Genomic DNA, 22,712 nt, shown 5'->3' with positions numbered 1-22,712 from the left:
CGCGTTTTAAGCGGGGCTTTTGCTTTTGCAGCCATTTCGGCCTCTCAGGCGATCAATGCCTGACGGGTGCGATCAATTACGGCCTGCAGCGGTTCGGCGCTGGAGTATTGATCGGGATACAGACGCTCGCTGTGGCGGGCGATCCCGTGTTCATTGACCACGGTGAAGCTGAAGCAGCCTTTGCGAGCGGCCATGATCAGGCAGTTCATTGGAGCAAAAGCGTTGGTTAGGGTGCGAATGGCATCCTGAGTCTGGATTTGAGTCGACATAGTTATTAGGTGTTCCTACAAATGACACGGATAAGAACCGTGCAACGTTAAAACGTTCCAGTAACGTCAACCACCATTGGTCGAACGAAGAACCCGACTGGAACAAGGCAGCCAGTTCGAGCGCTATAAAAGTGGGCGCGCTTGGGCTGGCAGGTAGGTACTTAGGAGGACAGGCAACACATCGAGGGCAGAGGTTCTGGGCCCGGGGTGAAGATCCTGATCAATTTGCAGGTTGGTTCGGTCAGAGTAAGGGGTCTTCGCAACACCCTTTGCATTCGATTCAAAGGCTGTGTTGTCGGAAGATTTACCTGGAAACCATCGAGGGGTCGATCCCGCTTTTGTCGGTGGAGGCTTCTGTGAAAGAAGGCTGACCGTGGGGTGTGTTCGACCGGAATTGACTTTCAGCTTGGTACTAACGCCGCGGATACTAACGGAACGATCCCCGAAAGGCAAACCCGCTGATCAAAAATAAATCAGGAGACATTGCCAGGCCCGTAACCTGCCCCGATCTGGCTCACACAATGACCGTCGGTCGCCACGACGTGACCGGCGCTGAAGCTCGGCGCAGGGGCTTGTCCCCAGCCTGAATGCCAAAACGACCCGAAAAGGCGCATCGATATAACCGCGTAACAGGTACTTGTGCACATTAGTTGCGCAGACGGTAACGGCGCTGTCATAACGATCCTGACCCCGATGGCTGCCTGCATCGAAAGTTTAAGTCAATGAAAAACATCGCTTTTTTTAACTGGTGAAAAAATCGTCAGTTTGACTGCGAGCCCCGTTCCACAAGGCTTTGCGGCGACTGGAAGGCGGTTGTCCACTGAGTTATCCACAGCTTCTGTGGATTGTCCCGAGCGCTTGCTCTAGCACGGGCGTGCCGGGTTTTTTTCGACTTTACCTGTGCGAAAAAAAGAGTAGAGTGGCGCGCCTTCCGATCTGTCCCACAGTGCTTTATGAAGTTTCGTTCAGCTCCAGAATCTGTTACCTCCCAACTCCCTCGTGTTACCGCTCCCAAGCGATTTTCCGTACGCGTGGCCGAATGGCTGCTGGACAGCCCGCGTTTGGGCGACAGCCAGAATGCCAAGCACCTCGCCGGCCGCCTGCTCAAGCAACCGGCCCGGGAAGGGGTGGTCGCGGCGCAAAGTCGTCTCGGCCAGTTGATGTGCCGCGAGTGCGGCAATGCCCGGGATCGCCGCATCGGCCAGGACCTGCTGCGTCAGGCCGCCCGCGCGGGTGACCGACGTGCGCAACAGGAACTCGGCCTGATCGAAGACTGAGCTGTCCAAGACCTGGCGCCTTGGTTAACCTTCAGGCTTTATCGGATCGGCGAGAATCACTATGGCGATTGACTTGACCAGCATCCTGCTGGGACTGGCAGGCGCGGCGGTGCCGCTGCTGGCACTGGCGTGGCAACTGCAACGTCGGGCCAGTCAGAGCCGGTCTGAAGTCGCGTTGCTCGAGGAGCGGCTGGCCATGGCGCAGATGGCCCAGGACGGCCTCACTGCTCAATTAGAAGCCTGCCGCGATGAAGTCGCCGACCTCGGCCAGGCCAACGCCTCCAGACAAGCGGATCTCGCGGCCGTGCGCCGGGAAGTCGAGCTGTTGCAGATCGAGCGCGATGACGCCCGCGACGCCGCCCATGCCTGGAACATTGAACGCGCCAACAAGGAAGCCGAATTGCGGCGCCTGGATGCCCAGGCGGCTTCGCTGAATGCCGAGTTGCGCGAGCAACAGGAAAGCCATCAACAACGCCTGGATGACCTGCAAGGTTCCCGCGACGAGCTGCGCGCCCAGTTCGCCGAACTGGCCGGCAAGATCTTCGATGAGCGCGAGCAACGCTTCGCCGAAACCAGCCAGCAACGCCTTGGTCAATTGCTCGACCCGTTGAAGGAACGCATCCAGTCGTTTGAAAAACGCGTCGAGGAAAGCTATCAGGCCGAAGCCCGCGAGCGCTTCTCGCTGGCCAAGGAGCTGGAGCGCTTGCAGCAACTGAACCTGCGTCTGAGCGACGAAGCGACCAATCTGACCCGCGCCCTGAAGGGCCAGAAAACCCAGGGCAACTGGGGCGAGCTGATTCTTGAGCGCGTGCTTGAACATGCCGGGCTGGAGAAGGGCCGCGAGTACCAGACTCAGGTCAATCTCAAGGGGCCGGACGGCGAGCGTTTCCAGCCGGACGTGATCATTTACCTGCCGGGCGACAAGCAGGTGGTGGTCGACTCCAAGGTCAGCCTCACCGCGTATCAGCAGTTCGTGGCGGCGGACGACGACGCCATTGGCCAGATCGCCATGAAGCAGCATGTGCTGTCCTTGCGCAGCCACGTCAAAGGCCTGGCCGGCAAGGATTACAAGCGTCTGGAAGGCTTGCACAGCCTCGATTTCGTCTTGCTGTTCGTGCCCATAGAAGCGGCGTTTTCCGCTGCATTGCAAGCCGAACCGGCGCTGTTCCAGGAAGCTTTCGATCGCAACATCGTGATTGTCAGCCCGACCACATTGCTGGCGACGCTGCGGGTCATCGACAGTCTGTGGAAGCAAGAGCGCCAGAGCCAGAACGCCCGGGAAATCGCCGAGCGCGCCGGTTGGCTGTATGACAAATTCGTGTTGTTCATTCAGGATCTGGACGAAGTCGGCAATCGCTTGCAGCAACTGGACAAAGCCTACAGCGCGGCGCGCAACAAGCTGACGGAAGGACGGGGCAACCTGGTCAGCCGCAGCGAACAGCTCAAGTTGCTCGGTGCGCGGGCCAGCAAGAGCCTGCCGGCCGATTTGCTGGAACGCGCAATGACCGATGCCGACGGGTTGGTCGAACTGCCTGAATAAGCTGCTCTTCTAGAGCGGCAAATAGCGACTCAACAACGCCCGCAACGCCGCCGGTTTCACCGGTTTGGCCAGATAATCCAGCCCCGCTGCATGAACCTGCGCCACGGTTTCCGGATGCCCGTCGGCGCTGATCACCACTCCCGGCACCGGCTCGCCCAGTCTTGTGCGCAACCAGGCCATCAGATCAGTGCCGGTTTCGCCGTGATCCAGGTGATAGTCCACCAGCGCCAATTGTGGCCGCACGCCGTCGTCGAGCAGTGCCGCGCATTCTTCGCGGTTGCGCGCGGTCCAGACCTGACAGCCCCAGCGTGTGAGCAGGCTGTTCATGCCGATCAGAATGCTGTCTTCGTTGTCGATGCATAGCACCTGCGCGCCGCTGTGCAGTTTGCCATTGATTTCCACCGCCGCTGGCGGCTGCACGGTCTGCGCTTTGGCCAACGGCACGCGGACACTGAACACGCTGCCTCGCCCCGGCCATGAACGTACGCGCAATGTATGACCGAGCACTCGGCACAGGCCGTCGGCGATCGCCAGGCCCAGACCCAGACCTTTTTCGGCGCGGGTCTGGTGGCTGTCGAGGCGTTTGAATTCCTCGAAAATCACTTGCTGTTTGTCCTCCGGAATCCCCGGCCCGCGATCCCACACTTCAAGACAGATTTCGCCTTGTCGCCGACGCACGCCCAGCAGCACCGGGCCTTTTGCGTAGCGGAACGCATTGGTGAGGAAGTTCTGCAGAATGCGCCGCAGCAACTTGATGTCACTGTCGATGCGCAACTGACTGCCTCGTACCCGGAAACTCAGGCCCTGTTCCTGGGCCAGTGCCTTGAATTCCGCGCCGAGGGTATCGAACAGCTCATTGATCGCGAACGGCTTGCGATCCGGGTTGATCTTGCCGTTTTCCAGGCGTGAGATGTCCAGCAGGTCGCTGATCAGGTCTTCGGCCGAACGCAGCGAACTGTCCAGATGCTGCACCAGTTTCTGCGCCTCGCCGCTCAAGCCGTCGTTCTGATGGGAGAGGGCGGCGGAGAACAGCCGCGCGGCGTTCAACGGCTGCATCAGGTCGTGACTGACGGCGGCGAGGAAGCGGGTCTTGGACTGGTTGGCCGCCTCGGCATTGCCTTTGGCCTCGGTCAGCGCGACGTTGAGTTGCGACAGTTCTTGCGTCCGTTCGCTGACCCGTTGCTCCAGGCCTTCGTTGGCCTCGGTCAGCGCCTGCTCGGCTTCGCGGAACGCGGTGATGTCGGTGAAGCTCATGACGAAACCGCCGCCGGGCATCGGGTTGCCGATCAGCTCGATCACCCGGCCGTTGGGGAACAGTCGCTCGGAGGTGTGGGCACGGCCCTGACGCATCCAGTGCAGGCGCCGGGCAACGTGAACTTCCGCTTCGCCGGGGCCGCACAAACCGCGTTCGGCGTTGTGGCGAATGATGTCGGCAATCGGGCGGCCAACGCTGATCAAGCCGTCCGGATAGTTGAACAGCTCCAGATAGCGACGGTTCCAGGCCACCAGTTTCAGCGACTGGTCGACCACGCTGATGCCCTGGGTAATGTTCTCGATGGCGCCTTGCAACAGTGCGCGGTTGAACTGCAGCACTTCCGACGCTTCGTCGGCGATCCGGACCACGTCCTCCAGCTGCATTTCCCGACCTTCGATGGCGGCTTTTACTACAGCACGCGTCGAAGAGGCGCCGAGGACACCTGCCAGCAAGCGCTCGGTGTGGGCGATCCATTCGCCGTCGGCATTCTGATTCGGGTTGAAGCCTTTGCCCTGGCGGTAGGCGAAGCGGATGAAACTCTGCCGCGCGCGTTCTTCACCGACAAAACGCGCGGCCAGTTGCAGCAAGTCGTCGATCTGCACCGCCAGCATCGAGCGTGCGCTCGGCCGGGCGCTGATTTCCTGGCCGATAAAACGTCCGGCCTGCCAGTGCTCCGAGACCCGTGTACGGGACAGCACCGAGACCCAGGCGAACAACGTGAAGTTGCCCGCCAGCGACAGCACCACGCCTTGGGTCAGCGGGGTGATCGGCAGGTTCAGCGGGTTGCCGTGCAGCCAGGCGAGGCCGGGAAAACTGTCCAGCGACCAGCCGAGGCTGCGGGCAGCGATCGGCAGGATCAGGGTGTAGAACCACAGGAACGTGCCGGCGGCCAGGCCGGCGAACACGCCGCGACGGTTGGCCTGTTTCCAGTACAGCGCGCCGAGCATCGCCGGGGCCAGTTGGGTCACAGCGGCGAAGGCAATCTGGCCGATGGTCGCCAGGCTCGCGGTCGAGCCGAGCAAACGGTAGCTGACGTAGGCCAGCAACAAAATCACCACAATGCTGACCCGGCGCACCGAGAGCATCCACTGGCGGAACACTTCGAACGGGCGCTCGGCATTGTTGCGGCGCAGCAGCCACGGCAACAGCATGTCGTTGGAGACCATGGTCGACAGCGCCACACTCGCCACGATCACCATGCCGGTAGCCGCCGATGCACCGCCGATAAACGCCAGCATCGCCAGCGCCGGGTGGGCCTGGGCCAACGGTAGGCTGATCACGAAAGAGTCGGGGATGACCGAGCTGGGCAGCATCATCTGACCGGCCAGGGCGATCGGGACTACAAACAGCGCTGCCAGGGCGAGGTAGGTCGGGAACACCCATTTGGCCAGGCGCAGATCCTGCGGGTCGATGTTCTCGACCACTGTCACGTGGAACTGCCGGGGCAGGCAGATGATTGCCATCATCGCCACGCCGGTCTGTACCACCATCGATGGCCAGTTGATGGTTTCCTTCCAGTATTCCTCGAGGCGCGGTGCGAGCATTGCCTGATTGAACAAATCGTCGAAGCCGTCATACAGCCCATAGGTGACGAAGGCGCCGACGGCGAGGAAGGCAAACAGCTTGACCAGCGACTCAAAGGCAATCGCCAGCACCATGCCGCGGTGGTGCTCGGTGGCATCGAGGTTGCGCGTACCGAAAACAATGGTGAACAGGGCCAGCACCAGCGACACGATCAGGGCCGTGTCCTGGGCGCGGGTGCCCATGGCGTCGGCACCGGCACCGATCAGCAGGTTCACGCCGAGGACGATGCCTTTGAGTTGCAAGGCGATATAGGGCAGAACGCCGACCAGACAGATCAACGCGACCACCACCGCCAGCGATTGGGATTTACCGTAGCGGGCGGCGATGAAGTCGGCGATGGAGGTGATGTTCTCCTGTTTGCTGATCATCACCATTTTCTGCAGCACCCACGGCGCGCCCAGCAATAGCAGGATCGGCCCGAGGTAGATCGGCAGGAACGACCACAGTTGCTCGGCGGCCTGACCGACCGCGCCGAAAAACGTCCAGCTTGTGCAGTAGACGGCCAGCGACAGGCTGTACACCCAGGCACGCACCCGTGGCGGCAGCGGTGTGCTGCGACGGTCGCCGTAGAAGGCGATGGCGAACATGATGGCCATATAGGCCAGGGCGACGGCGGCGATCAGCCCGGTGGACAACGACATGGAACACTCCCGACAGAAAACGACCGGACTTGCGCCCGGTCAGACAGTCTCGCACGGGCGCGACAGTTAGTCAGTGTCGACCAAGGTCGTGGCGCGGCGGGGTGTCGCAGTCACGGAACCGGGCAGTTCTGTGGTCAATCCGGTTTGAGCGCGAGGTCGATCAAACGGTGCAGTTCATCGACTTCCAGCGGCGCCGCCGAAAACAGAATGCGGAACACCACCGGGGACACCACCAGATTGATCAGCCGATCCACGCTGGGCGCCGTTTCCTCTGGGTGGCGCTCGATGATGGTCTGCAATTGCGCACCGATGATCGTCACGCAATACCCCGGCGTCGCGCTTGCCTGCACATCGCGCATCATGTTGCGCCCGGGTTCAGAACTCATTTCGTCGAGATATTGTTCGGCCCATGCGCGGATATCGCTGCGCAGGCTGCCGGTTTCTGCCGGCTCGCTGTCGGGGCGCATGCGGGCGAGGGCGACGTCCGCGAGCAAGGCCGCCAGATCTCCCCAGCGTCGATAAATCGTCGACGGCGTCACGCCTGCACGCGCCGCGATTTGCGGGACGGTCACCGTTGAGCGCTCCTGTTCTTGCAGAAGCGCGCGGACTGCCGAGTGAATCGACTCTTGCACCCGGGCACTGCGACCGCCGGGGCGTAAACCTTCTTTAATAGCCATGCGCCAGACCTTAACACAAAGAATTTGCTTTAAGCGCAAGCCGAGAGCACACTCCGCAAAAGCAAAAAATTAGCTTTTGCGGAGTGTGCCCATGACCAGCCTTGCTTCCAACCGATCCAGCCTGTGGTTTCTGGCGATCACCTTACTGAGTTTTCTCGCCGCTTCCACTGCGCCGACGCCGTTGTATCACCTGTATCAGGATCAGCTGCATTTTTCGGCAGCGGTGCTGACCCTGATTTTCGGCGTCTACGCGCTGAGTCTGCTGGCCGCGTTGCTGACAGTCGGGTCGCTGTCGGATCACCTGGGACGCAAACCGGTGATCTTCACCGCCGTGACGCTCAATTCGCTGGCGATGCTGCTGTTTATCTACGCCGACAGCGTGGGTTGGCTGATCGGCGCGCGAGTGCTGCAAGGCTTCGCCACCGGCATGGCCACCGCGGTGTTGAGCGCGACGCTGCTGGACACCGACCGTCAGCAGGGCCCGCTGATTAACAGTGTCGCTCCGTTGCTGGGCATGGCGTTGGGCGGCATGGGCTGCGGCTTGTTGGCCGAGTTCGCTCCGGCGCCGTTGCAGTTGACCTATTGGTTGCTGCTCGCGCTGTTTGTGTTGCAGGGGATTTATGTGTGGCGCTTGCCGGAAAGCGTCTCGCCGCAAGCCGGGGCATGGGCCTCGTTGCGGCCAACCCTGCATGTGCCGGTTCAGGCGCGTTCGACGCTGTGGCGGGTCTTGCCGCTGAACACCGCGACTTGGGCGCTCGGTGGTTTCTATGCCTCGCTGGCCCCATCGCTGGTGCGCACGGCCACTGGCTCCACCTCCAACCTGATCGGCGGCGCGACTGTGGCGGCACTGACCGTCACCGGTGCGTTGATGATTTTCACTTTGCGCAATCGTCCTGCTTCCCGGGCGCTGCAACTCGGCGCGAGCCTGCTGCCAGCCGGGCTCGTGTTGGTTCTGCTGGGCGTGCACAGCGCCAGTCTGTCGCTGTTCTTCTTCGGTACGCTGGTGGCCGGTTGTGGGTTTGGCTCCGGTTTTCTCGGAGCGGTGCGCAGTCTGGTGCCGCTGGCGTTGCCGCATGAGCGCGCCGGGTTGATGTCGGCATTCTATGTGCTGAGTTACCTGGCGTTCTGCCTGCCGGCTCTGCTGGCCGGGCACTTCACCCATAGCGTGGGCCTGCTGGCCACCACCGATGTGTATGGCGCGGTATTGATCGTGCTGGCGGTCGGAGCGCTGCTGATGAGTTTTCGGGCGCAAGCGGCGAAGACCTGCAGCGCGCCATAAGCCTGCGGATTCGGTTAGCCTTGGCCAGCCATAACTTTTTCACGGATCGACGCATGAAGATTATTCGCAGCAAGACCTTTACCGCCGAGCGCGCCTGGGGCGCGCTCGACATCGCCAACATGAACGGCATCACCACGCGTCTGCACTGGACCGATCAGCCCTACAAATGGCACGTCAATGACGGCGAAGAAGTGTTCGTGGTGCTCGACGGTCAGGTGCTCATGCACTATCGAGAAGAAGGCGAGGAGAAGCAGGCATTGCTGGAGGTTGGCGACATCTTCTATGCGTCCATCGGCACTGAACATGTCGCTCATCCTCAGGGCGCGGCGCGAATTCTTGTCATTGAAACCGAAGGCAGTGTCTGACGGAATATCTACTAAATAGATAACAGTTAGAGATATTACCCGTTATATAGATATTCGATTCGGTTCTACCATGAGCTCAACCTCACCTGAGGACAGGAGTTCATGATGATTTGCCCCAACAGCGCCAAATCCGGCATCAAGCCATTCAGCCAGCTTCAGCACCCGCGCGAAGTGATCCGCCAATTCACCCCGAACTGGTTCGCCGCCACCATGGGCACCGGCGTGCTGGCGTTGGCGCTGGCGCAATTGCCGGTGTCCGTTCCCGGATTGCACGCCGTGGCCGAAGGGCTGTGGCTGTTCAACATTCTGTTGTTCGTGCTGTTTACTGCTGCCTACGCCGCCCGCTGGATTCTGTTCTTTGACGAAGCGCGGCGGATCTTCGGCCACTCCACGGTTTCGATGTTCTTCGGCACCATTCCCATGGGCCTGGCGACGATCATCAACGGCTTTCTGCTGTTCGGTCTGCCACGCTGGGGTGAAGGAGTCATTCAACTGGCCGAAGTGTTGTGGTGGCTGGACGTGGCGATGTCGCTGGCCTGCGGCGTGCTGATCCCTTACATGATGTTCACCCGTCAGGCGCACAGCATCGATCAGATGACTGCCGTCTGGCTGCTGCCGGTGGTGGCGGCGGAAGTGGCGGCGGCCAGCGGCGGACTTCTCGCGCCGCATCTGGCCGATGCGCACTCGCAACTGGTGATGCTGGTGACTAGCTATGTGCTTTGGGCGTTTTCCCTGCCGGTGGCGTTCAGCATCCTGACCATCCTGTTGCTGCGTATGGCCTTGCACAAATTGCCCCACGAAAACATGGCGGCTTCGAGCTGGCTGGCGCTGGGGCCGATCGGCACCGGGGCGCTGGGCATGTTGCTGCTGGGCGGCGATGCGCCAGCGATCTTCGCGGCCAACGGTCTGTCAGGCATCGGCGAAATCGCCTCGGGCCTGGGCCTGATAGCAGGGATCACGCTCTGGGGGTTTGGTCTCTGGTGGATGTTGATGGCGCTGCTGATCACCGTGCGTTACCTGCGTGATGGCATCCCGTTCAATCTCGGCTGGTGGGGCTTTACCTTCCCGTTGGGCGTGTATTCGCTGGCGACTCTGAAGCTGGGCAGCACCTTGCACCTGACGTTCTTCAGCGTGGCCGGTTGTGTACTGGTGACGTTGCTGGCGGCGATGTGGCTGATTGTAGGTAAACGCACGCTGCAAGGCGCATGGCGCGGCGAGCTGTTTGTTTCTCCGTGCATTGCAGGTTTGAAGAAATAACCTGAAAAGTTTAGGTAAGGTGTGGCCTGGATCGCGGACCGACATTCCAATAAGCGTATCCAGGCCACTCGTTACCCAACATCAGGGACACACGGAAGATGAGTCACCCCTCACAGTTCAACCTGCTGCGTACCCGGCGCTTCCTGCCGTTCTTCATCACCCAGTCGCTGGGCGCGTTCAACGACAACGTGTTCAAGCAGTCGTTGATCCTCGCCATTCTCTATCGGCTGACCATCGAAGGTGACCGCTCGATCTGGGTCAACCTGTGTGCACTGCTGTTTATTCTGCCGTTCTTCCTGTTTTCGGCGCTGGCCGGGCAGTTCGGGGAAAAATTCGCCAAGGACGCGTTGATCCGTCTGATCAAACTGGCTGAAATCGTCATCATGGCCGTGGGATCTGTCGGCTTCCTGTTCGATCACCTGTCATTGATGCTGGTGGCGCTGTTTGCCATGGGCACGCACTCGGCACTGTTCGGGCCGGTGAAATATTCGATCCTGCCGCAGGCGTTGCGCGAGGACGAACTGGTCGGTGGCAACGGGCTGGTGGAGATGGGTACATTCCTGGCGATCCTGGCCGGGACCATCGGCGCCGGGGTGATGATGTCATCGGCCAATTACGCGCCAGTGGTGTCCGCCGCGATTGTCGGCATCGCCGTGTTGGGTTACCTGGCCAGTCGCAGCATTCCCCGCGCTGCGGCGGCCTCGCCGCAGATGCGCCTGAACTGGAACATCTTCAGTCAATCATGGGCAACCTTGAAACTGGGCCTGGGGCAGACACCAGCAGTTTCGCGCTCGATTGTCGGCAACTCGTGGTTCTGGTTTGTCGGGGCGATTTATCTGACGCAGATTCCGGCTTACGCCAAGGAGTGGATGCACGGCGACGAAACCGTAGTCACCCTGATCCTGACTGTCTTCTCGGTCGGCATCGCACTGGGCTCGATGCTGTGCGAGAAGCTTTCAGGGCGCAAGGTCGAAATCGGCCTGGTGCCTTTTGGCTCGTTCGGCCTGACTGTTTTCGGTTTGTTGCTGTGGTGGCATTCCGGTGGAATTCCGGAAAGCGCCGTCGGCCATAGCTGGACCGAAGTGCTGAGTTTCGGCCATGCCTGGGCGGTATTGATCGATGTGCTGGGCCTGGGGATCTTCGGTGGTTTCTACATCGTGCCGCTGTACGCGCTGATCCAGTCGCGCACCGCCGAGAACGAACGGGCGCGGGTGATTGCCGCCAACAACATTCTCAACGCGCTGTTCATGGTGATTTCGGCGATTGTCACCATCGTGTTGTTGAGCGTGGTCAAGCTATCGATCCCGCAGCTGTTCCTGGTGGTGTCGCTGCTGAACATCGGCGTCAACGCCTACATCTTCAAGATCGTTCCCGAGTTCAGCATGCGTTTCATGATCTGGCTGCTCAGCCATTCCATGTACCGCGTCGAGCATCGCAACCTTGAGGCGATTCCCGATGAGGGCGCGGCGTTGCTGGTGTGCAACCACGTTTCGTTCGTCGATGCCTTGCTGATTGGTGGTGCGGTACGTCGGCCGATTCGCTTTGTCATGTACTACAAGATCTACAACCTGCCGGTGCTGAACTTTATCTTTCGTACAGCGGGGACGATTCCCATCGCCGGACGCCAGGAAGACATCCAGATCTACGAAAAGGCCTTCACCCGGATTGCCCGGTATCTGAAGGAAGGTGAGTTGGTTTGCATCTTCCCGGAGGGCAAGTTGACCGCCGATGGCGAGATCAACGAGTTCAAGGGCGGGCTGACGCGGATTCTCGAAGAGACACCGGTGCCGGTGATTCCGCTGGCGTTGCAGGGGTTATGGGGGAGTTTTTTCAGTCGCGATCCGAACAAAGGGGTGTTCCGGCGCTTGTGGTCGCGGGTGACGCTGGTGGCGGGTAAGCCGGTCGCCGTTGACGCGGCGCAACCAGCGGAGCTTCAGGCGATGGTCGGGGAATTGCGCGGGACTATCAGGTAGTTATCAAGAAAGCCGCCATCCCTGACGGATGGCGGCAACGGCTCAGGCGCTGACCTTGAGCCCGATCAGCCCTGCGACGATCAACGCCACACTGGCCAGGCGGATCAGCGCCATCGATTCGCCAAACAAAATGATCCCGGCAATCACCGTGCCCACGGCACCGACCCCGGTCCAGATCGCATAAGCCGTGCCCAGCGGTAGTTCCTTCATCGCCAGCCCCAGCAAGCCCAAGCTGACTGCCATGGCGGCAACGGTGAGAACGGTCGGAAGCGGACGGGTGAACCCATCGGTGTATTTCAGGCCGACGGCCCAGCCGACTTCGAACAGGCCGGCGAAAAACAGAATGATCCAGGACATGAAAGACCTCCATCGATTGACGGGGCCGTCCCCAGATTGAAAACTCGATTGAGCCGCGGGGTCGTCCCCGCGTGGCGCACATACTACCGAAAATTGTGCGCCGCGCCTTGATCCGGGATCAGTCGGCCGCCTGTTGCGCCAGCGTTTCACGGTCTTGTTTTTCGCTCATCCGCCGGAAGTACGTCGAAAGCAGTGCTCCGGAAATGTTGTGCCACACACTGAACAACGCGCTCGGCACCGCCGCCAGCGGCGAGAAATGCGCACTGGCCAGCGCGGCACCCAATCCCGAGTTCTGCATGCCGACTTCCAGCGCCAGGGATTTGCGCTGCGGCAGCGGCAGGCCGAACAGGCGCCCGGTGAAATAACCCAGCAGATAACCGAAGCTGTTGTGCAACATCACCACGGCCATGATCAGCAGGCCGGATTCGGCGATTTTCGCCTGACTGGCGGCCACCACGGCGGCGACGATGATCACGATGCTGACCACCGACACCAGCGGCAATACTTCCACCGCGTGGCGCACCTTGTCACCGAGCACACGTTGCGCGACCACACCGAGGACGATTGGCAGCAGCACCACTTGCAGGATCGACCAGAACAATTCCATGAACGAAACCGGCAACCAGGCCGAGGCCAGCAGCCAGATCAGCGCCGGTGTCAGCAGCGGGGCGAGGAGGGTGGTGACGGCGGCGATGGCCACCGACAGTGCCAGGTCGCCACGGGCCAGCCAGGTCATGACGTTCGATGAGGTGCCGCTCGGGCAGCAGCCGACCAGAATAACCCCGACGGCAATTTCCGGCGGCAGATGAAAAATCTGGCACAGCAACCACGCCATCCCCGGCATGATCACGAAATGCGCGACCACGCCCAGGGCCACACGCCACGGATGGCGGGCGACAGCGGCGAAGTCGTCGAGTTTGAGGGTCAGGCCCATGCCAAACATCACCAGCCCGAGCAGCGGTACGATCGCGCTTTTCAGACCGAGGAACCAGGCCGGTTGCAGGAACGCGAGCACCGCGAAAATCAGAACCCAGTAAGCGAAGGTGTTGCCGACAAAACGACTCAGTGCAGCCAGTGCGCGCATGGTCTGTTCCTTATTATGTGAAAACGCCACCGAAGCGGTGGCGTTTGAAGATAACCCAAAGACTGCGCAGAGACTCAGATCCCCTGCGGAGTCTCTTCACCGCCCAGTGCTTCAACCAGCGCCGGCAGGAAGTCGCCGAACGTCAGCATCATCAGGGTGAAGCTGGCGTCCAGTTGGCCGAGGGCTTCGTCGCCGCCGTCCTGTTCTGCCTGATCCTGCAACAGATCTTCGAATTTCAGGCGCTTGACGGTCATCTTGTCGTCGAGCATGAACGACAGTTTGTCCTGCCAGGCCAGCGACAGTTGAGTCACAACCTTGCCGGTGCTCAGGTGCAGCTGGATTTCTTCGCTGGTCAGATCCTGACGCTTGCAACGCACGATGCCGCCGTCTTCGTGGGTGTCGCGCAGTTCGCACTCGTCCAGTACGAAGAAGTCCGGAGCGGCTTGCTGGGTGGTGACCCATTCAGTCATCACGGCGGTCGGCGCGGTTTTCACGGTCAGTGGGCGAACCGGCAGGGTGCCGATCACTTCACGCAGCGTGGAGAGCAGGTCTTCGGCGCGTTTCGGGCTGGCCGAGTTGACCAGGATCAGACCCTGTTTCGGCGCGATGGCGGCGAAAGTCGACGAGCGGCGGATAAAGGCGCGCGGCAGGAAGGCCTGGATGATTTCATCCTTGATTTGATCGCGTTCCTTCTTATAGACCTTGCGCATCTGCTCGGCTTCGATCTCTTCGACCTTTTCCTTGACCGCATCGCGCACGACGCTGCCCGGCAGGATGCGTTCTTCTTTACGGGCGCAGATCAGCAGGAAGTCACCGCTGACGTGCACCAGTGGCGCATCTTCGCCCTTGCCGAACGGCGCCACGAAACCGTAGGTGGTCAACTCCTGGCTTGCACATGGACGCGCCAGTTTGGTGGCCAGTGCAGTTTCCAGCGCCTCGGCATCGACAGGCAGGTCTTGGGTCAGGCGATAGATAAGCAGGTTCTTGAACCACATGGGGTGAGTCTCTCCTTTATACAAAGGGGGGCATTATTGTCTTCGCCGGGTCATAGGCCAACCCTTCTCTAAGCCTTTGGAAGGGCTAAGAAAATTAATTAAAAAAGTGCTTGCCAGAGGTTGGGACGCTCCGTAGAATGCGCGCCACACCGAAGCGAAGGGTGATTAGCTCAGCTGGGAGAGCGTCTGCCTTACAAGCAGAATGTCGGCGGTTCGATCCCGTCATCACCCACCATTCGTTTCAAGTGTTTAGCGCAGCGGTAGTTCAGTCGGTTAGAATACCGGCCTGTCACGCCGGGGGTCGCGGGTTCGAGTCCCGTCCGCTGCGCCATATTCGGTAACCTGGAACACTGAACGCCAGGTCACCACGGAAAAACCCGCCGAGGCGGGTTTTTTTCTGCCTCGAGTTGTACCTGCGGGATGTATCGTTTCACCGGTTTTCGGATTTATTTGAAAAAAACTTCAATTAAATCAACACGTTACGAAAATCTGTGGCATAATGCGCCCCGTAACGAAGCGAAGGGTGATTAGCTCAGCTGGGAGAGCGTCTGCCTTACAAGCAGAATGTCGGCGGTTCGATCCCGTCATCACCCACCATTCGTTTCAAGCGTTTCGCGCAGCGGTAGTTCAGTCGGTTAGAATACCGGCCTGTCACGCCGGGGGTCGCGGGTTCGAGTCCCGTCCGCTGCGCCATATTCGGTAATCTGGAACACTGAACGCCAGATCACCTCAGAAAGCCCGCCTTGTGCGGGCTTTTTGCTGCCTGGGATTTGGCTTTCGCTGAGTCTGTCCATGAGAAAGCGACCGTTGACGGTCGCTTTTTTCGTTTCTGGCGCTGCTATTGCGCCGAGTTGCGGCTGTGGCGGTAATCGCTGACCGCTTCATATACCGCTTTGCGCAGCCGGTTGATTCCGCCAATCGGGCGATGGGCTTCGATGCCGAACCAGGGATTGAACGACAGGTTGTCGCATTGCAGGTTCAGCGCCGGGGTGTCGAAGTCCTGCGGGGGCAGAGTGATCCTGGCCACAGTCTGGAACGGACTGTCCTGCTCGCGCCATTCGATGCTGGTGTCTTCGATCGGCATGAACTTGTTCGCGTCCTGCCGCTGAATCTGCAACACAAAGCACGCCGGTATCCGGTCGGTGGACAGTTGTTGGTTCAATGCGCTGCGCAGGAAGTTCGGCAGATCCTGGTTCTGTTTCGGCAAGGTATAAGCGGGGCAGCGCTCCGGATCCGGCATCACCCGGAACTTGGCATTGGCCTCGCCGAACTTGTAGGGCGATACCGAGAAATATGTCGTGCGGGTCGGGCTTTCCGGCGGTGGCGATAAGGTTGCCAGTGCAATGAACAGATGCCGGATTTGCCAACTACGCGGATCCCACCCCGGAAAAAACGCCATGACTTTCTTGCCGTCAGCCTGCGCCGCCACATTCTGACGATATTCGGCGACATTGCTGACAAAGAAGTTCGGGTGACTGAACATCACGAAATCCTGTTCGTGCAGCTCCTGACGATCGGCCAGCAAGGATTTGCCCGGCACATCGAGCAATTTGATCGCCATGCCCCGGGCATCGCGGATGCTGTCGAATTGCGGATAGGCGTTGCCGTTGGACAGGCGCATCGTTGCTTTCCACAGCTTGCCCGGTTCGCTGAATACGCCCTGGCGCAATTCCTGAGCCAGATCCGGCAACACCTGCACATCGGCTTTCACGCAGCCATGGGCTTTGGCATAGGCATCGCGCAGGTAGCGGGTGCTTTCGCGGTGCTGATCGACGATGCGCACGGCGGTCTGGATCACGTCCTGGGTCATGGCGGCTTCGCCGTCCGGAATCTGCTCCAGCGCCGATACCGGACCCCGGTGCTGCCAGGCCAACCACGCGGTGGTCAGGGCCCAGCCGATCAGGCCGATCACCAGCAGGAACAACAGGGTTTTGCCCAGTAACCGTCCCAGCCAGAGCCAGAAACGCGCCAGCATCGAAGGTCTTTTAAAGGAATTGAAGATCATGGCAGTTGTGCCTCCAGAGGGCCGCCCAGCACTTTCAGGTATTCGAGCAGCGCCCAACGTTCTTCTGGCTGCAACAGTCGGCCGATCACCCCGTTGCCGCGTTCGCCGGCGCGGAATTCATGGCCACTGTTGTGGTTGCCGGTGATGCGGGTGTCGAACAGGAAACCGTTGGTGAAAGCCTCGGTCCGGTACCCAAGATGGCGTGGATCGTATTCAAGCGTGCCTTTATAGAAGGTCGTGGCGCGCTCATCCTGAGGCGACAGCAACTGATAAAGGCTCGGGACCGAGCCGTTGTGCAGGAACGGGGCCGTGGCCCATACCCCGGCGAGCGGACGGGCCTTGTAGGCGACTTTTTCGCGAACGCCGATCGGCAGCCCGAAGCCATCGAGTTGTGGCTTCTCGGCAGCGGTAACGCCCGCTTCACGGTACGCACGGTTTTCCACGAAGGCGGTGACGTAAGCCAGTCCCTTGGCCACTGACAACTGGCTGAGGTCCAGCGGCTCCTTGGGTTTGGGGTGCAACTTCACGTCCATTTGTTCGAGTTCCGCCGGGTTCCATTGCAGAGCGGTCAGGTCGAAACGGTGATTGGCGATGTTGTTGGCGGCGTTCGGGTCGGTGCCGATAACGTCCACCGGGAGCATGTGCAGGTGTTGCACCCAACGCTCGCCTTCCTGGGTTTGACGCGGGACGTGGCATCCGGCGCAATTCTCGGCGAACAGGGTTCGCCCCTTGGCTGCCAAGGGTTTGTCGACGACGCCCAGCACCTCTTCAGGCCATGCCGGCGGTTGCAGTTTTTGCAGGGTTTCTTCGATTTTGTGCAGATCACGCACACGTACGCTGGAGGCATAGCGCTCATCGCCCTGCAGCGGTTGGCCGTTGGCGTCGAAGAAATTCAGAGTGGCGCCGACACCCAGTGCCTCGCCGATATTGCGTGCCATCGGCTGCTGCGCCGAACCGTTCCACTGCACCCAGTCGAAGGTCCACATGTCCCACAGCTGCGGGTAATCCACGGGAGCGTTGGCCACGCGGTAATTGCTCGGGGAGATCGCATCGCCGAAGGTCGCGTTGGCGATACGGCCGAAGGCATCGGTGCGGCCCGGGCCTTCTTCGGTGGGGTAGAGGCCGCGGTGGGTGTCGTTCCACGCCACTTTGATGAAGGTGTTCAGTGAGCTTTTGAAGTCTTTGCGCAGTTGTTCATTGCGTGCGTCGTAGTCGTTGCCCAGCACATTGCGGGCGAAGCGCTCGAATTTCCACGGGTTGTAGTAAGTCGAGGTGAGACTGGCAACCAATGCCTGTCCGAAACTTCCGCCGCGCAATGTAGGAACACTGGAAGGCAACACGTGTTGGGCCGTGCCCCCGTCGATGCGTATCGCCTGGCCATTGAAATGCAGCTCGCCGGTGTGGCAGGCCGCGCAAGTGATGTCGAGATATTGCTCGGCGCTGCCGGGATTTTGATGCCGGGCGAAACCTACCGGCAGATTGCCCGGGTTTTCGGGCGTGGCTTTCTGCTGCGGATCGATCAGAAAACCAAAGCGTGCAAGGTATTCCGGGGAGGCAAAGCGTTGCTGCGAGAATGGTAGCTCCAGCGCCTGAAACCATTCGTAACGAAGGCCTTTGACCTGCGTCCCCTGCGGGGTGAAGTAGTAGGTCTGGCGCTCTTGCTCAGTCCACTGGTTCAGGTAATGCACTTGTTGTGCAGGCGCGGGGAAGGGCAATCTCGGATTGGCGACATAATAAAGAACTACCGCCAGGATCAGTCCCAGCAGCACCACGATCAGCGTCAGCACACGGTATAAGAGGCGCAAGATGAACGTCCTTGTCGAGTTGTTGCGCTGTTATGCCTGAGCGAGGCCGTGTGCGGCAAGTGGCCATTACGCCAAGTGTTGTGGGAAGCGGCATCAATCGCTGTCGGTGAAAGATGACAGAAGCTTCATCGTGCCTTTCGCCAAATGCTTTTTAATCCCTGAACTTATCGGAAGATTCCTGCTCTCATGCCGGTAGCCATTGGTCGTGGCGGCCTGATAAGCTCGCGGCTTTACTCGATTGCCCTTTCGGCGCATGAACAAGGAAATAGCATGAAACAGCATCGGTTGGCGGCGGCGGTTGCCTTGGTTAGCCTGGTACTCGCGGGTTGTGATTCGCAGACCAGCGTAGAGCTGAAAACCCCGGCGCAAAAAGCTTCCTACGGTATCGGCCTGAACATGGGCAAGAGCCTTGCTCAGGAAGGCATGGATGATCTGGACTCCAAAGCGGTAGCCCAGGGCATCGAAGATGCCGTCGGCAAGAAAGAACAGAAGCTGAAAGATGAAGAACTGGTCGAAGCCTTCGCCGCGCTGCAAAAGCGTGCCGAAGAGCGTATGGCCAAGATGAGCGAAGAGTCGGCAGCCGCCGGCAAGAAATTCCTCGAAGAAAACGGCAAGAAAGCCGGCGTGACCACCACCGCTTCCGGTCTGCAGTACGAAGTGGTCAAGAAGGCCGACGGCCCACAGCCTAAGCCTACCGATGTCGTGACCGTTCACTACACCGGCAAGCTGACCAACGGCACCGTTTTCGACAGCTCCGTCGAACGCGGCAGCCCGATCGATCTGCCGGTCAGCGGTGTGATCCCGGGTTGGGTCGAAGGCCTGCAACTGATGCACGTTGGCGAGAAGTACAAGCTGTACATCCCTAGCGATCTGGCTTACGGCGCACAATCGCCAAGCCCGGCAATCCCGGCCAACTCGGTTCTGGTTTTCGACCTGGAACTGCTGGGTATCAAGGATCCAGCCAAAGAAGACGCCGCCAAGTAATCTGCGTCGGTTTCAACAACGCCTCGCTTATGCGGGGCGTTGTTGCATCTGGACGATGGTCAGCGTAAACAGACCGAACCGATGCCGGTCCTGGCAGTCCTAGACTTTAAGGTTGCCGCGCTAGACGTCTGGAGCCGCCAAGTCAATGAAATATTGGGATTTTTTATGTGAGTAAAAAACGCCCGATCTGAGCGCAGCCCTTATGAAACGGGGCTCTCAGCGCTTAAATGCAGCTCTGTTCACAAGGTTATCCACAATTTGTGTGGATAACATTTCAACGGGAGAAATAAATGAAAGCGCCGTGGAATTTCGCCCGATTCCTTCCTCTGGCCGGACGATTGCTGGCGCGAGGCCGCTTGCCGACCCTGTTGTTTGCCGTGGCCAGCAAAGGCGCCGCGCAAGGCAATCGCCTTGGCAAGCTGAAGGATGATTTGCGTCTGTTGCAGGCACTGTGCCTGGCCTATTGGCGCGGCGAGTACCGCGCAATCAGCGCCAAGGCGATCGTATCGGTGGTTGCCGGTCTGATGTATTTCCTCAGTCCGGTCGATGCAATTCCCGATTTCATTCCCATGTTCGGCATGCTTGATGACATCGCCGTCCTCGCCTGGCTGATGAAAACCCTCGACGATGAACTGAATGCTTTCCGCCTGTGGCGTCAGCGCCAGACGCCGGAAAAGCTTAGAGTGGTCGAGCGCCTGCCCGATACCCCCGAGCAACTTCAGCTTCAGGGCCCGAAAAAGTCCTGAATTGCGACAGCCTCTTATTCAGATAGATACCCCCCACGACCTTGGCCGCTGTTAGGATTACACTTCTAGGGAAAAGTGCCGACTCGCTAAGTGTTGTTGTCCTACGGGGTAGTCATGGATATTCAGATAATTGCACGCGATGGCGAACCCGAATATGCGGTTCTGCCATGGGCTCAGTATCAGGCTCTACTGAAAGCAGCAGGCATTAACGAAGCACCGTCGCAACCGGCTCCAGCGCCGCTTGCGGCAACCCCGGACCCGATTCTTCCAGGTCTGGATCAGTTACGCAGTTTGCGCGAAGGGAAGGGCATCGCCATCGAGGCGCTGGCCCGCACGGTAGGCATCAGCCCGTCTTACCTGGCCATGATTGAAAGTGGCGAGCGTCTGCCCGACGCCGCGATTCGCCGCAGCCTGGCCTGGGAGTTGACGGTGCCAGGGTGGAGGGAACAATCGTGAGCGTACGCATCAGTCGTCAACATTGGGACGGATTGCTGGGGGAACTGGATCAGGCGCGCAGGCAGCGCCATCTTTTGACTTATCGAGCCTTGCTCGAACGCCTGCAACTGCCCACGCCGGCCATGCAGACATTGACCGCTGCACTGGAGCATCTCGCGGCACTGGACGCGAAAGCCGAACAGCCGTTGCGCAGCTCGCTGGTGATCAGCCAGGGTGCCAGTCGCCTGCCACGCACCGGTTTCTTTGAATGTGTCGAGCGCCTGGGGCGTTTTTCCGGGCCGTCCGACGGTGTCGCCGCCGCCTCCTGGCATGCTTCGGAAGTGGTGCGGGTCTTTGAGTACGAGTACCCGGAATCGGCGGAGGCCTGAGTGTTTTTACGACTCAAGGCGCGGGCCAGTTACTGGCTGGCCCGCAGGCTGTTTCACTGGGCGTGGTTTGTCCGTCAGCCCCGCGGCTGGCGCTGGCTCGAAGGGCAGTTTGCGCGCATGGCCAATCTGGGCGATGTCGGCGCGCAAAGTTTTTACGGGCACATCCTGACGTTTCGCGGGGTTGGCCTGGGCGCACGTGAGGAAGGTGTACGTTTGTTGCGACTGGCGGCGCTGGCCGGGGATGGCAAAGCGGCATATCAAGTCGGTGTCATCAGTCTTGCAGGTACGCCGAGCAAAGCGCCAGATCCTTCGGAAGCCGCTCGCTGGTGGACCATGGCCGCGAAGGCCGGGCATCCGTTGGCCGAGCTCAAGTTGAAAGAGCTGGCCGGCCGAGACGCTTTTAAATAAGCAAATCATCTGTTCCGTGAACGGGGCGTGAGGTAAACCTCCCGCCCCGTTTTTGCGTCTGCCGTGCGATAAAAAATCAGTTACAGACTTCTCCTACATCCTCCGCCTACTCGCCTGACTTCTTTTCTGTTTGATCCCCCGCAAAGTCCCTCGCCTGATTTTTGCGCGAGGGAACGCATATGTTCGACCCGGTTTTTCGTTTCGCCATGCGCATGGGATTGCGCTGATGGATGCCGTCACCCGCATCGAGCAAGAACTCGACAGCTTTCCCCGCACTCTCGATCTCTATCGCGAACAACTGAAGCACTGGCTCAGTCGCTCGGCAGATGGTGTCAGTCATGCGGCCGATCTGCCGTCGCTGATGGGAATGGAGCGGATCATCCGTTTCGGCGAGCACAGCACGGCGGTCGCGATTGACGACAACCGTTTCTCTTCTGCGGTCGTGCAATGCCCGGAATCCGGGCCGATGGAGATCGAGAGCAAGTTCGAGTCGGTATACGACATTCCATTGGGCGGCATCGTAGTCGATGTGGTAGCGATGGACGGTGGCGAGGTCAACTCCGTCACCCTCGATGCTCAAGGCAAGGGTGTGTTTACCGGTGAAGCAGGCAAGTTCTACCGGGTGGTGGTGCACAGCGAGGCCAGCGAGCAGCAGATTGATGCACTTTTCGAGTCCTACGACGGCCTGAGTCGGCAGCTGGATGGTTGGCTGCGCAGCGAGTGGCAAGGATTCAAGCCGCAGTGGTCACAGTCGGTGGTGACGGCGGCGGGCAACGGCATGCTCGCCGGGAGCTGGGCGGCGATCGGGGGGGTGTGGGACAGCATCGGGTTGTTGTCGGAAATTCTCAAGGAACCCGGAAAGTTTGCCGAGCGGTTGGGCAGTGGCGCCGCACAGCTGATTGCGCTGGCAGAAACAGCGCCTGAAATGATGGAGAAGCTTCAGTTACTGGTCAGTGACGAGGCGGCGCTGTGTTTGTTGCTGCGTACTGCGAGCCTCTGGCTGGAAATGTTGCCCGGCACTGAAATTGCCGGGAAAACCGCCGAGGCAGTCTCGATGGTGGTGGTGCAGCTGCTGATCGATGTATTGATCGGCGTTGTGCTGACTTTCGTTGGCGCCGGGGCAGGGATCGCTTATCTGACCTTGCGTCTGGCGGAGCGTGGCGCTCAGTTGTTGTCGGCGGTGACGCGACTGGTGAAGGCGATGTTCGGCATCGTCAGCACCTTTATCGGTTATGTGAACCACTACAAGTCCGTCGCCGCAAGGGGCATCGCCGCCGGGGTGAAAAAGGGTCGCATGCAATTGCGCTGGGATGCCCGGCGTAATGCTTCCCTGAAAAAAGACGAGCAGCACGACGACACGCCGGATCAGGCGAAAAATCCCAACGGC

At 60.0% G+C, this 22,712-nt stretch carries 19 protein-coding genes, 4 tRNA genes and 1 pseudogene; 16 read left to right on the top strand and 8 right to left on the bottom strand.

Annotated features, from left to right (window positions below; all coding sequences use genetic code 11):
* Nucleotides 1-44: 44 nt before the first annotated feature.
* A complete protein-coding gene (locus AC1MDC_RS28260; RefSeq protein ID WP_007950419.1) occupies nt 45-269 on the bottom strand; it encodes a hypothetical protein in 225 nt (74 codons plus the stop codon).
* 953 nt (nt 270-1,222) lie between these two features.
* Between AC1MDC_RS28260 and AC1MDC_RS28255 the strand changes: the two genes are divergently transcribed.
* Together AC1MDC_RS28255 and AC1MDC_RS28250 are read left to right on the top strand one after the other, a co-directional pair.
* Nucleotides 1,223-1,546, top strand: a complete 324-nt coding sequence (locus tag AC1MDC_RS28255; protein ID WP_085611478.1) for an SEL1-like repeat protein — start codon at nt 1,223-1,225, stop codon at nt 1,544-1,546.
* Nucleotides 1,547-1,721: 175 nt separating this feature from the next.
* The gene (locus AC1MDC_RS28250; protein ID WP_480394162.1) at nt 1,722-3,086 is read left to right on the top strand and encodes a DNA recombination protein RmuC; all 1,365 of its coding nucleotides are present in this window, start codon (nt 1,722-1,724) and stop codon (nt 3,084-3,086) included.
* Between the two features lie 9 nt (nt 3,087-3,095).
* Here AC1MDC_RS28250 and AC1MDC_RS28245 read toward each other — a convergent pair whose 3' ends face one another.
* Together AC1MDC_RS28245 and AC1MDC_RS28240 are read right to left on the bottom strand one after the other, a co-directional pair.
* A complete protein-coding gene (locus AC1MDC_RS28245) occupies nt 3,096-6,566 on the bottom strand; it encodes a hybrid sensor histidine kinase/response regulator (RefSeq protein WP_085703384.1) in 3,471 nt (1,156 codons plus the stop codon).
* A gap of 134 nt (nt 6,567-6,700) precedes the next feature.
* The gene (locus AC1MDC_RS28240) at nt 6,701-7,243 is read right to left on the bottom strand and encodes a TetR/AcrR family transcriptional regulator (protein ID WP_085699301.1); all 543 of its coding nucleotides are present in this window, start codon (nt 7,241-7,243) and stop codon (nt 6,701-6,703) included.
* Nucleotides 7,244-7,334: 91 nt separating this feature from the next.
* Between AC1MDC_RS28240 and AC1MDC_RS28235 the strand changes: the two genes are divergently transcribed.
* The 4 genes from AC1MDC_RS28235 (at nt 7,335) to AC1MDC_RS28220 (ending at nt 12,117) form a co-directional block, all read left to right on the top strand.
* Complete coding sequence (locus tag AC1MDC_RS28235) at nt 7,335-8,522, top strand: MFS transporter (protein ID WP_085699299.1); 1,188 nt, start codon at nt 7,335-7,337, stop codon at nt 8,520-8,522.
* A 53-nt stretch (nt 8,523-8,575) separates the two neighbouring features.
* On the top strand, nt 8,576-8,887 hold the full coding sequence (locus AC1MDC_RS28230; protein ID WP_085699297.1) for a cupin domain-containing protein: 312 nt from the start codon (nt 8,576-8,578) through the stop codon (nt 8,885-8,887).
* A 105-nt stretch (nt 8,888-8,992) separates the two neighbouring features.
* Complete coding sequence (locus tag AC1MDC_RS28225) at nt 8,993-10,144, top strand: TDT family transporter (RefSeq protein WP_480394160.1); 1,152 nt, start codon at nt 8,993-8,995, stop codon at nt 10,142-10,144.
* A 98-nt stretch (nt 10,145-10,242) separates the two neighbouring features.
* A complete protein-coding gene (locus AC1MDC_RS28220) occupies nt 10,243-12,117 on the top strand; it encodes an MFS transporter (protein ID WP_480394159.1) in 1,875 nt (624 codons plus the stop codon).
* Between the two features lie 42 nt (nt 12,118-12,159).
* On the opposite strand, the gene sugE is transcribed toward AC1MDC_RS28220, so the two are convergent.
* The 3 genes from sugE to rdgC all read right to left on the bottom strand — a co-directional run bounded on the left by sugE (nt 12,160) and on the right by rdgC (nt 14,553).
* Complete coding sequence (gene sugE, locus AC1MDC_RS28215; protein ID WP_011333160.1) at nt 12,160-12,474, bottom strand: quaternary ammonium compound efflux SMR transporter SugE; 315 nt, start codon at nt 12,472-12,474, stop codon at nt 12,160-12,162.
* Nucleotides 12,475-12,592: 118 nt separating this feature from the next.
* Complete coding sequence (locus AC1MDC_RS28210) at nt 12,593-13,558, bottom strand: bile acid:sodium symporter family protein (RefSeq protein WP_085699291.1); 966 nt, start codon at nt 13,556-13,558, stop codon at nt 12,593-12,595.
* A gap of 74 nt (nt 13,559-13,632) precedes the next feature.
* A complete protein-coding gene (gene rdgC / locus AC1MDC_RS28205; protein WP_085703388.1) occupies nt 13,633-14,553 on the bottom strand; it encodes a recombination-associated protein RdgC in 921 nt (306 codons plus the stop codon).
* Between the two features lie 159 nt (nt 14,554-14,712).
* On the opposite strand from rdgC, the gene AC1MDC_RS28200 reads away from it, so the two are divergent.
* The 4 genes from AC1MDC_RS28200 to AC1MDC_RS28185 all read left to right on the top strand — a co-directional run bounded on the left by AC1MDC_RS28200 (nt 14,713) and on the right by AC1MDC_RS28185 (nt 15,246).
* Nucleotides 14,713-14,788: transfer RNA gene (locus AC1MDC_RS28200), tRNA-Val, on the top strand.
* 19 nt (nt 14,789-14,807) lie between these two features.
* Nucleotides 14,808-14,884: transfer RNA gene (locus AC1MDC_RS28195), tRNA-Asp, on the top strand.
* A 190-nt stretch (nt 14,885-15,074) separates the two neighbouring features.
* Nucleotides 15,075-15,150, top strand: a tRNA-Val gene (locus AC1MDC_RS28190).
* A 19-nt stretch (nt 15,151-15,169) separates the two neighbouring features.
* Nucleotides 15,170-15,246 (top strand) — tRNA-Asp (locus AC1MDC_RS28185).
* A 145-nt stretch (nt 15,247-15,391) separates the two neighbouring features.
* Here AC1MDC_RS28185 and AC1MDC_RS28180 read toward each other — a convergent pair.
* Nucleotides 15,392-16,528 carry a catalase family protein gene (locus AC1MDC_RS28180; protein WP_480394161.1) on the bottom strand — a complete coding sequence of 379 codons (1,137 nt, stop codon included), beginning with the start codon at nt 16,526-16,528 and terminating at the stop codon, nt 15,392-15,394.
* Between the two features lie 26 nt (nt 16,529-16,554).
* Nucleotides 16,555-18,363: a di-heme-cytochrome C peroxidase gene (locus tag AC1MDC_RS28175; protein WP_480394158.1), complete on the bottom strand. Its 1,809-nt coding sequence runs from the start codon at nt 18,361-18,363 to the stop codon at nt 16,555-16,557.
* A 270-nt stretch (nt 18,364-18,633) separates the two neighbouring features.
* Here AC1MDC_RS28175 and bamJ point away from each other — a divergent pair, with 270 nt between their 5' ends.
* The 6 genes and pseudogenes from bamJ to AC1MDC_RS28145 all read left to right on the top strand — a co-directional run.
* On the top strand, nt 18,634-19,347 hold the full coding sequence (bamJ, locus tag AC1MDC_RS28170) for a BamJ family beta-barrel-assembly machinery protein (RefSeq protein WP_085699285.1): 714 nt from the start codon (nt 18,634-18,636) through the stop codon (nt 19,345-19,347).
* Between the two features lie 290 nt (nt 19,348-19,637).
* On the top strand, nt 19,638-20,093 hold the full coding sequence (locus tag AC1MDC_RS28165) for a YkvA family protein (protein WP_085699283.1): 456 nt from the start codon (nt 19,638-19,640) through the stop codon (nt 20,091-20,093).
* A gap of 114 nt (nt 20,094-20,207) precedes the next feature.
* Complete coding sequence (locus tag AC1MDC_RS28160; RefSeq protein ID WP_007950435.1) at nt 20,208-20,549, top strand: helix-turn-helix domain-containing protein; 342 nt, start codon at nt 20,208-20,210, stop codon at nt 20,547-20,549.
* Nucleotides 20,546-20,917, top strand: a complete 372-nt coding sequence (locus tag AC1MDC_RS28155) for a hypothetical protein (RefSeq protein WP_003223109.1) — start codon at nt 20,546-20,548, stop codon at nt 20,915-20,917. Before AC1MDC_RS28160 ends, AC1MDC_RS28155 begins: the two co-directional genes overlap by 4 nt.
* Nucleotides 20,918-21,325 carry an SEL1-like repeat protein gene (locus AC1MDC_RS28150; RefSeq protein WP_085699281.1) on the top strand — a complete coding sequence of 136 codons (408 nt, stop codon included), beginning with the start codon at nt 20,918-20,920 and terminating at the stop codon, nt 21,323-21,325.
* A gap of 226 nt (nt 21,326-21,551) precedes the next feature.
* Nucleotides 21,552-22,712 (top strand): annotated as a pseudogene (locus AC1MDC_RS28145) (type IV secretion protein Rhs); the annotation flags it as partial.

The organism is Pseudomonas sp. 1 (assembly GCF_056626735.1).
This window is presented reverse-complemented; position numbering and strand designations above follow the sequence as displayed.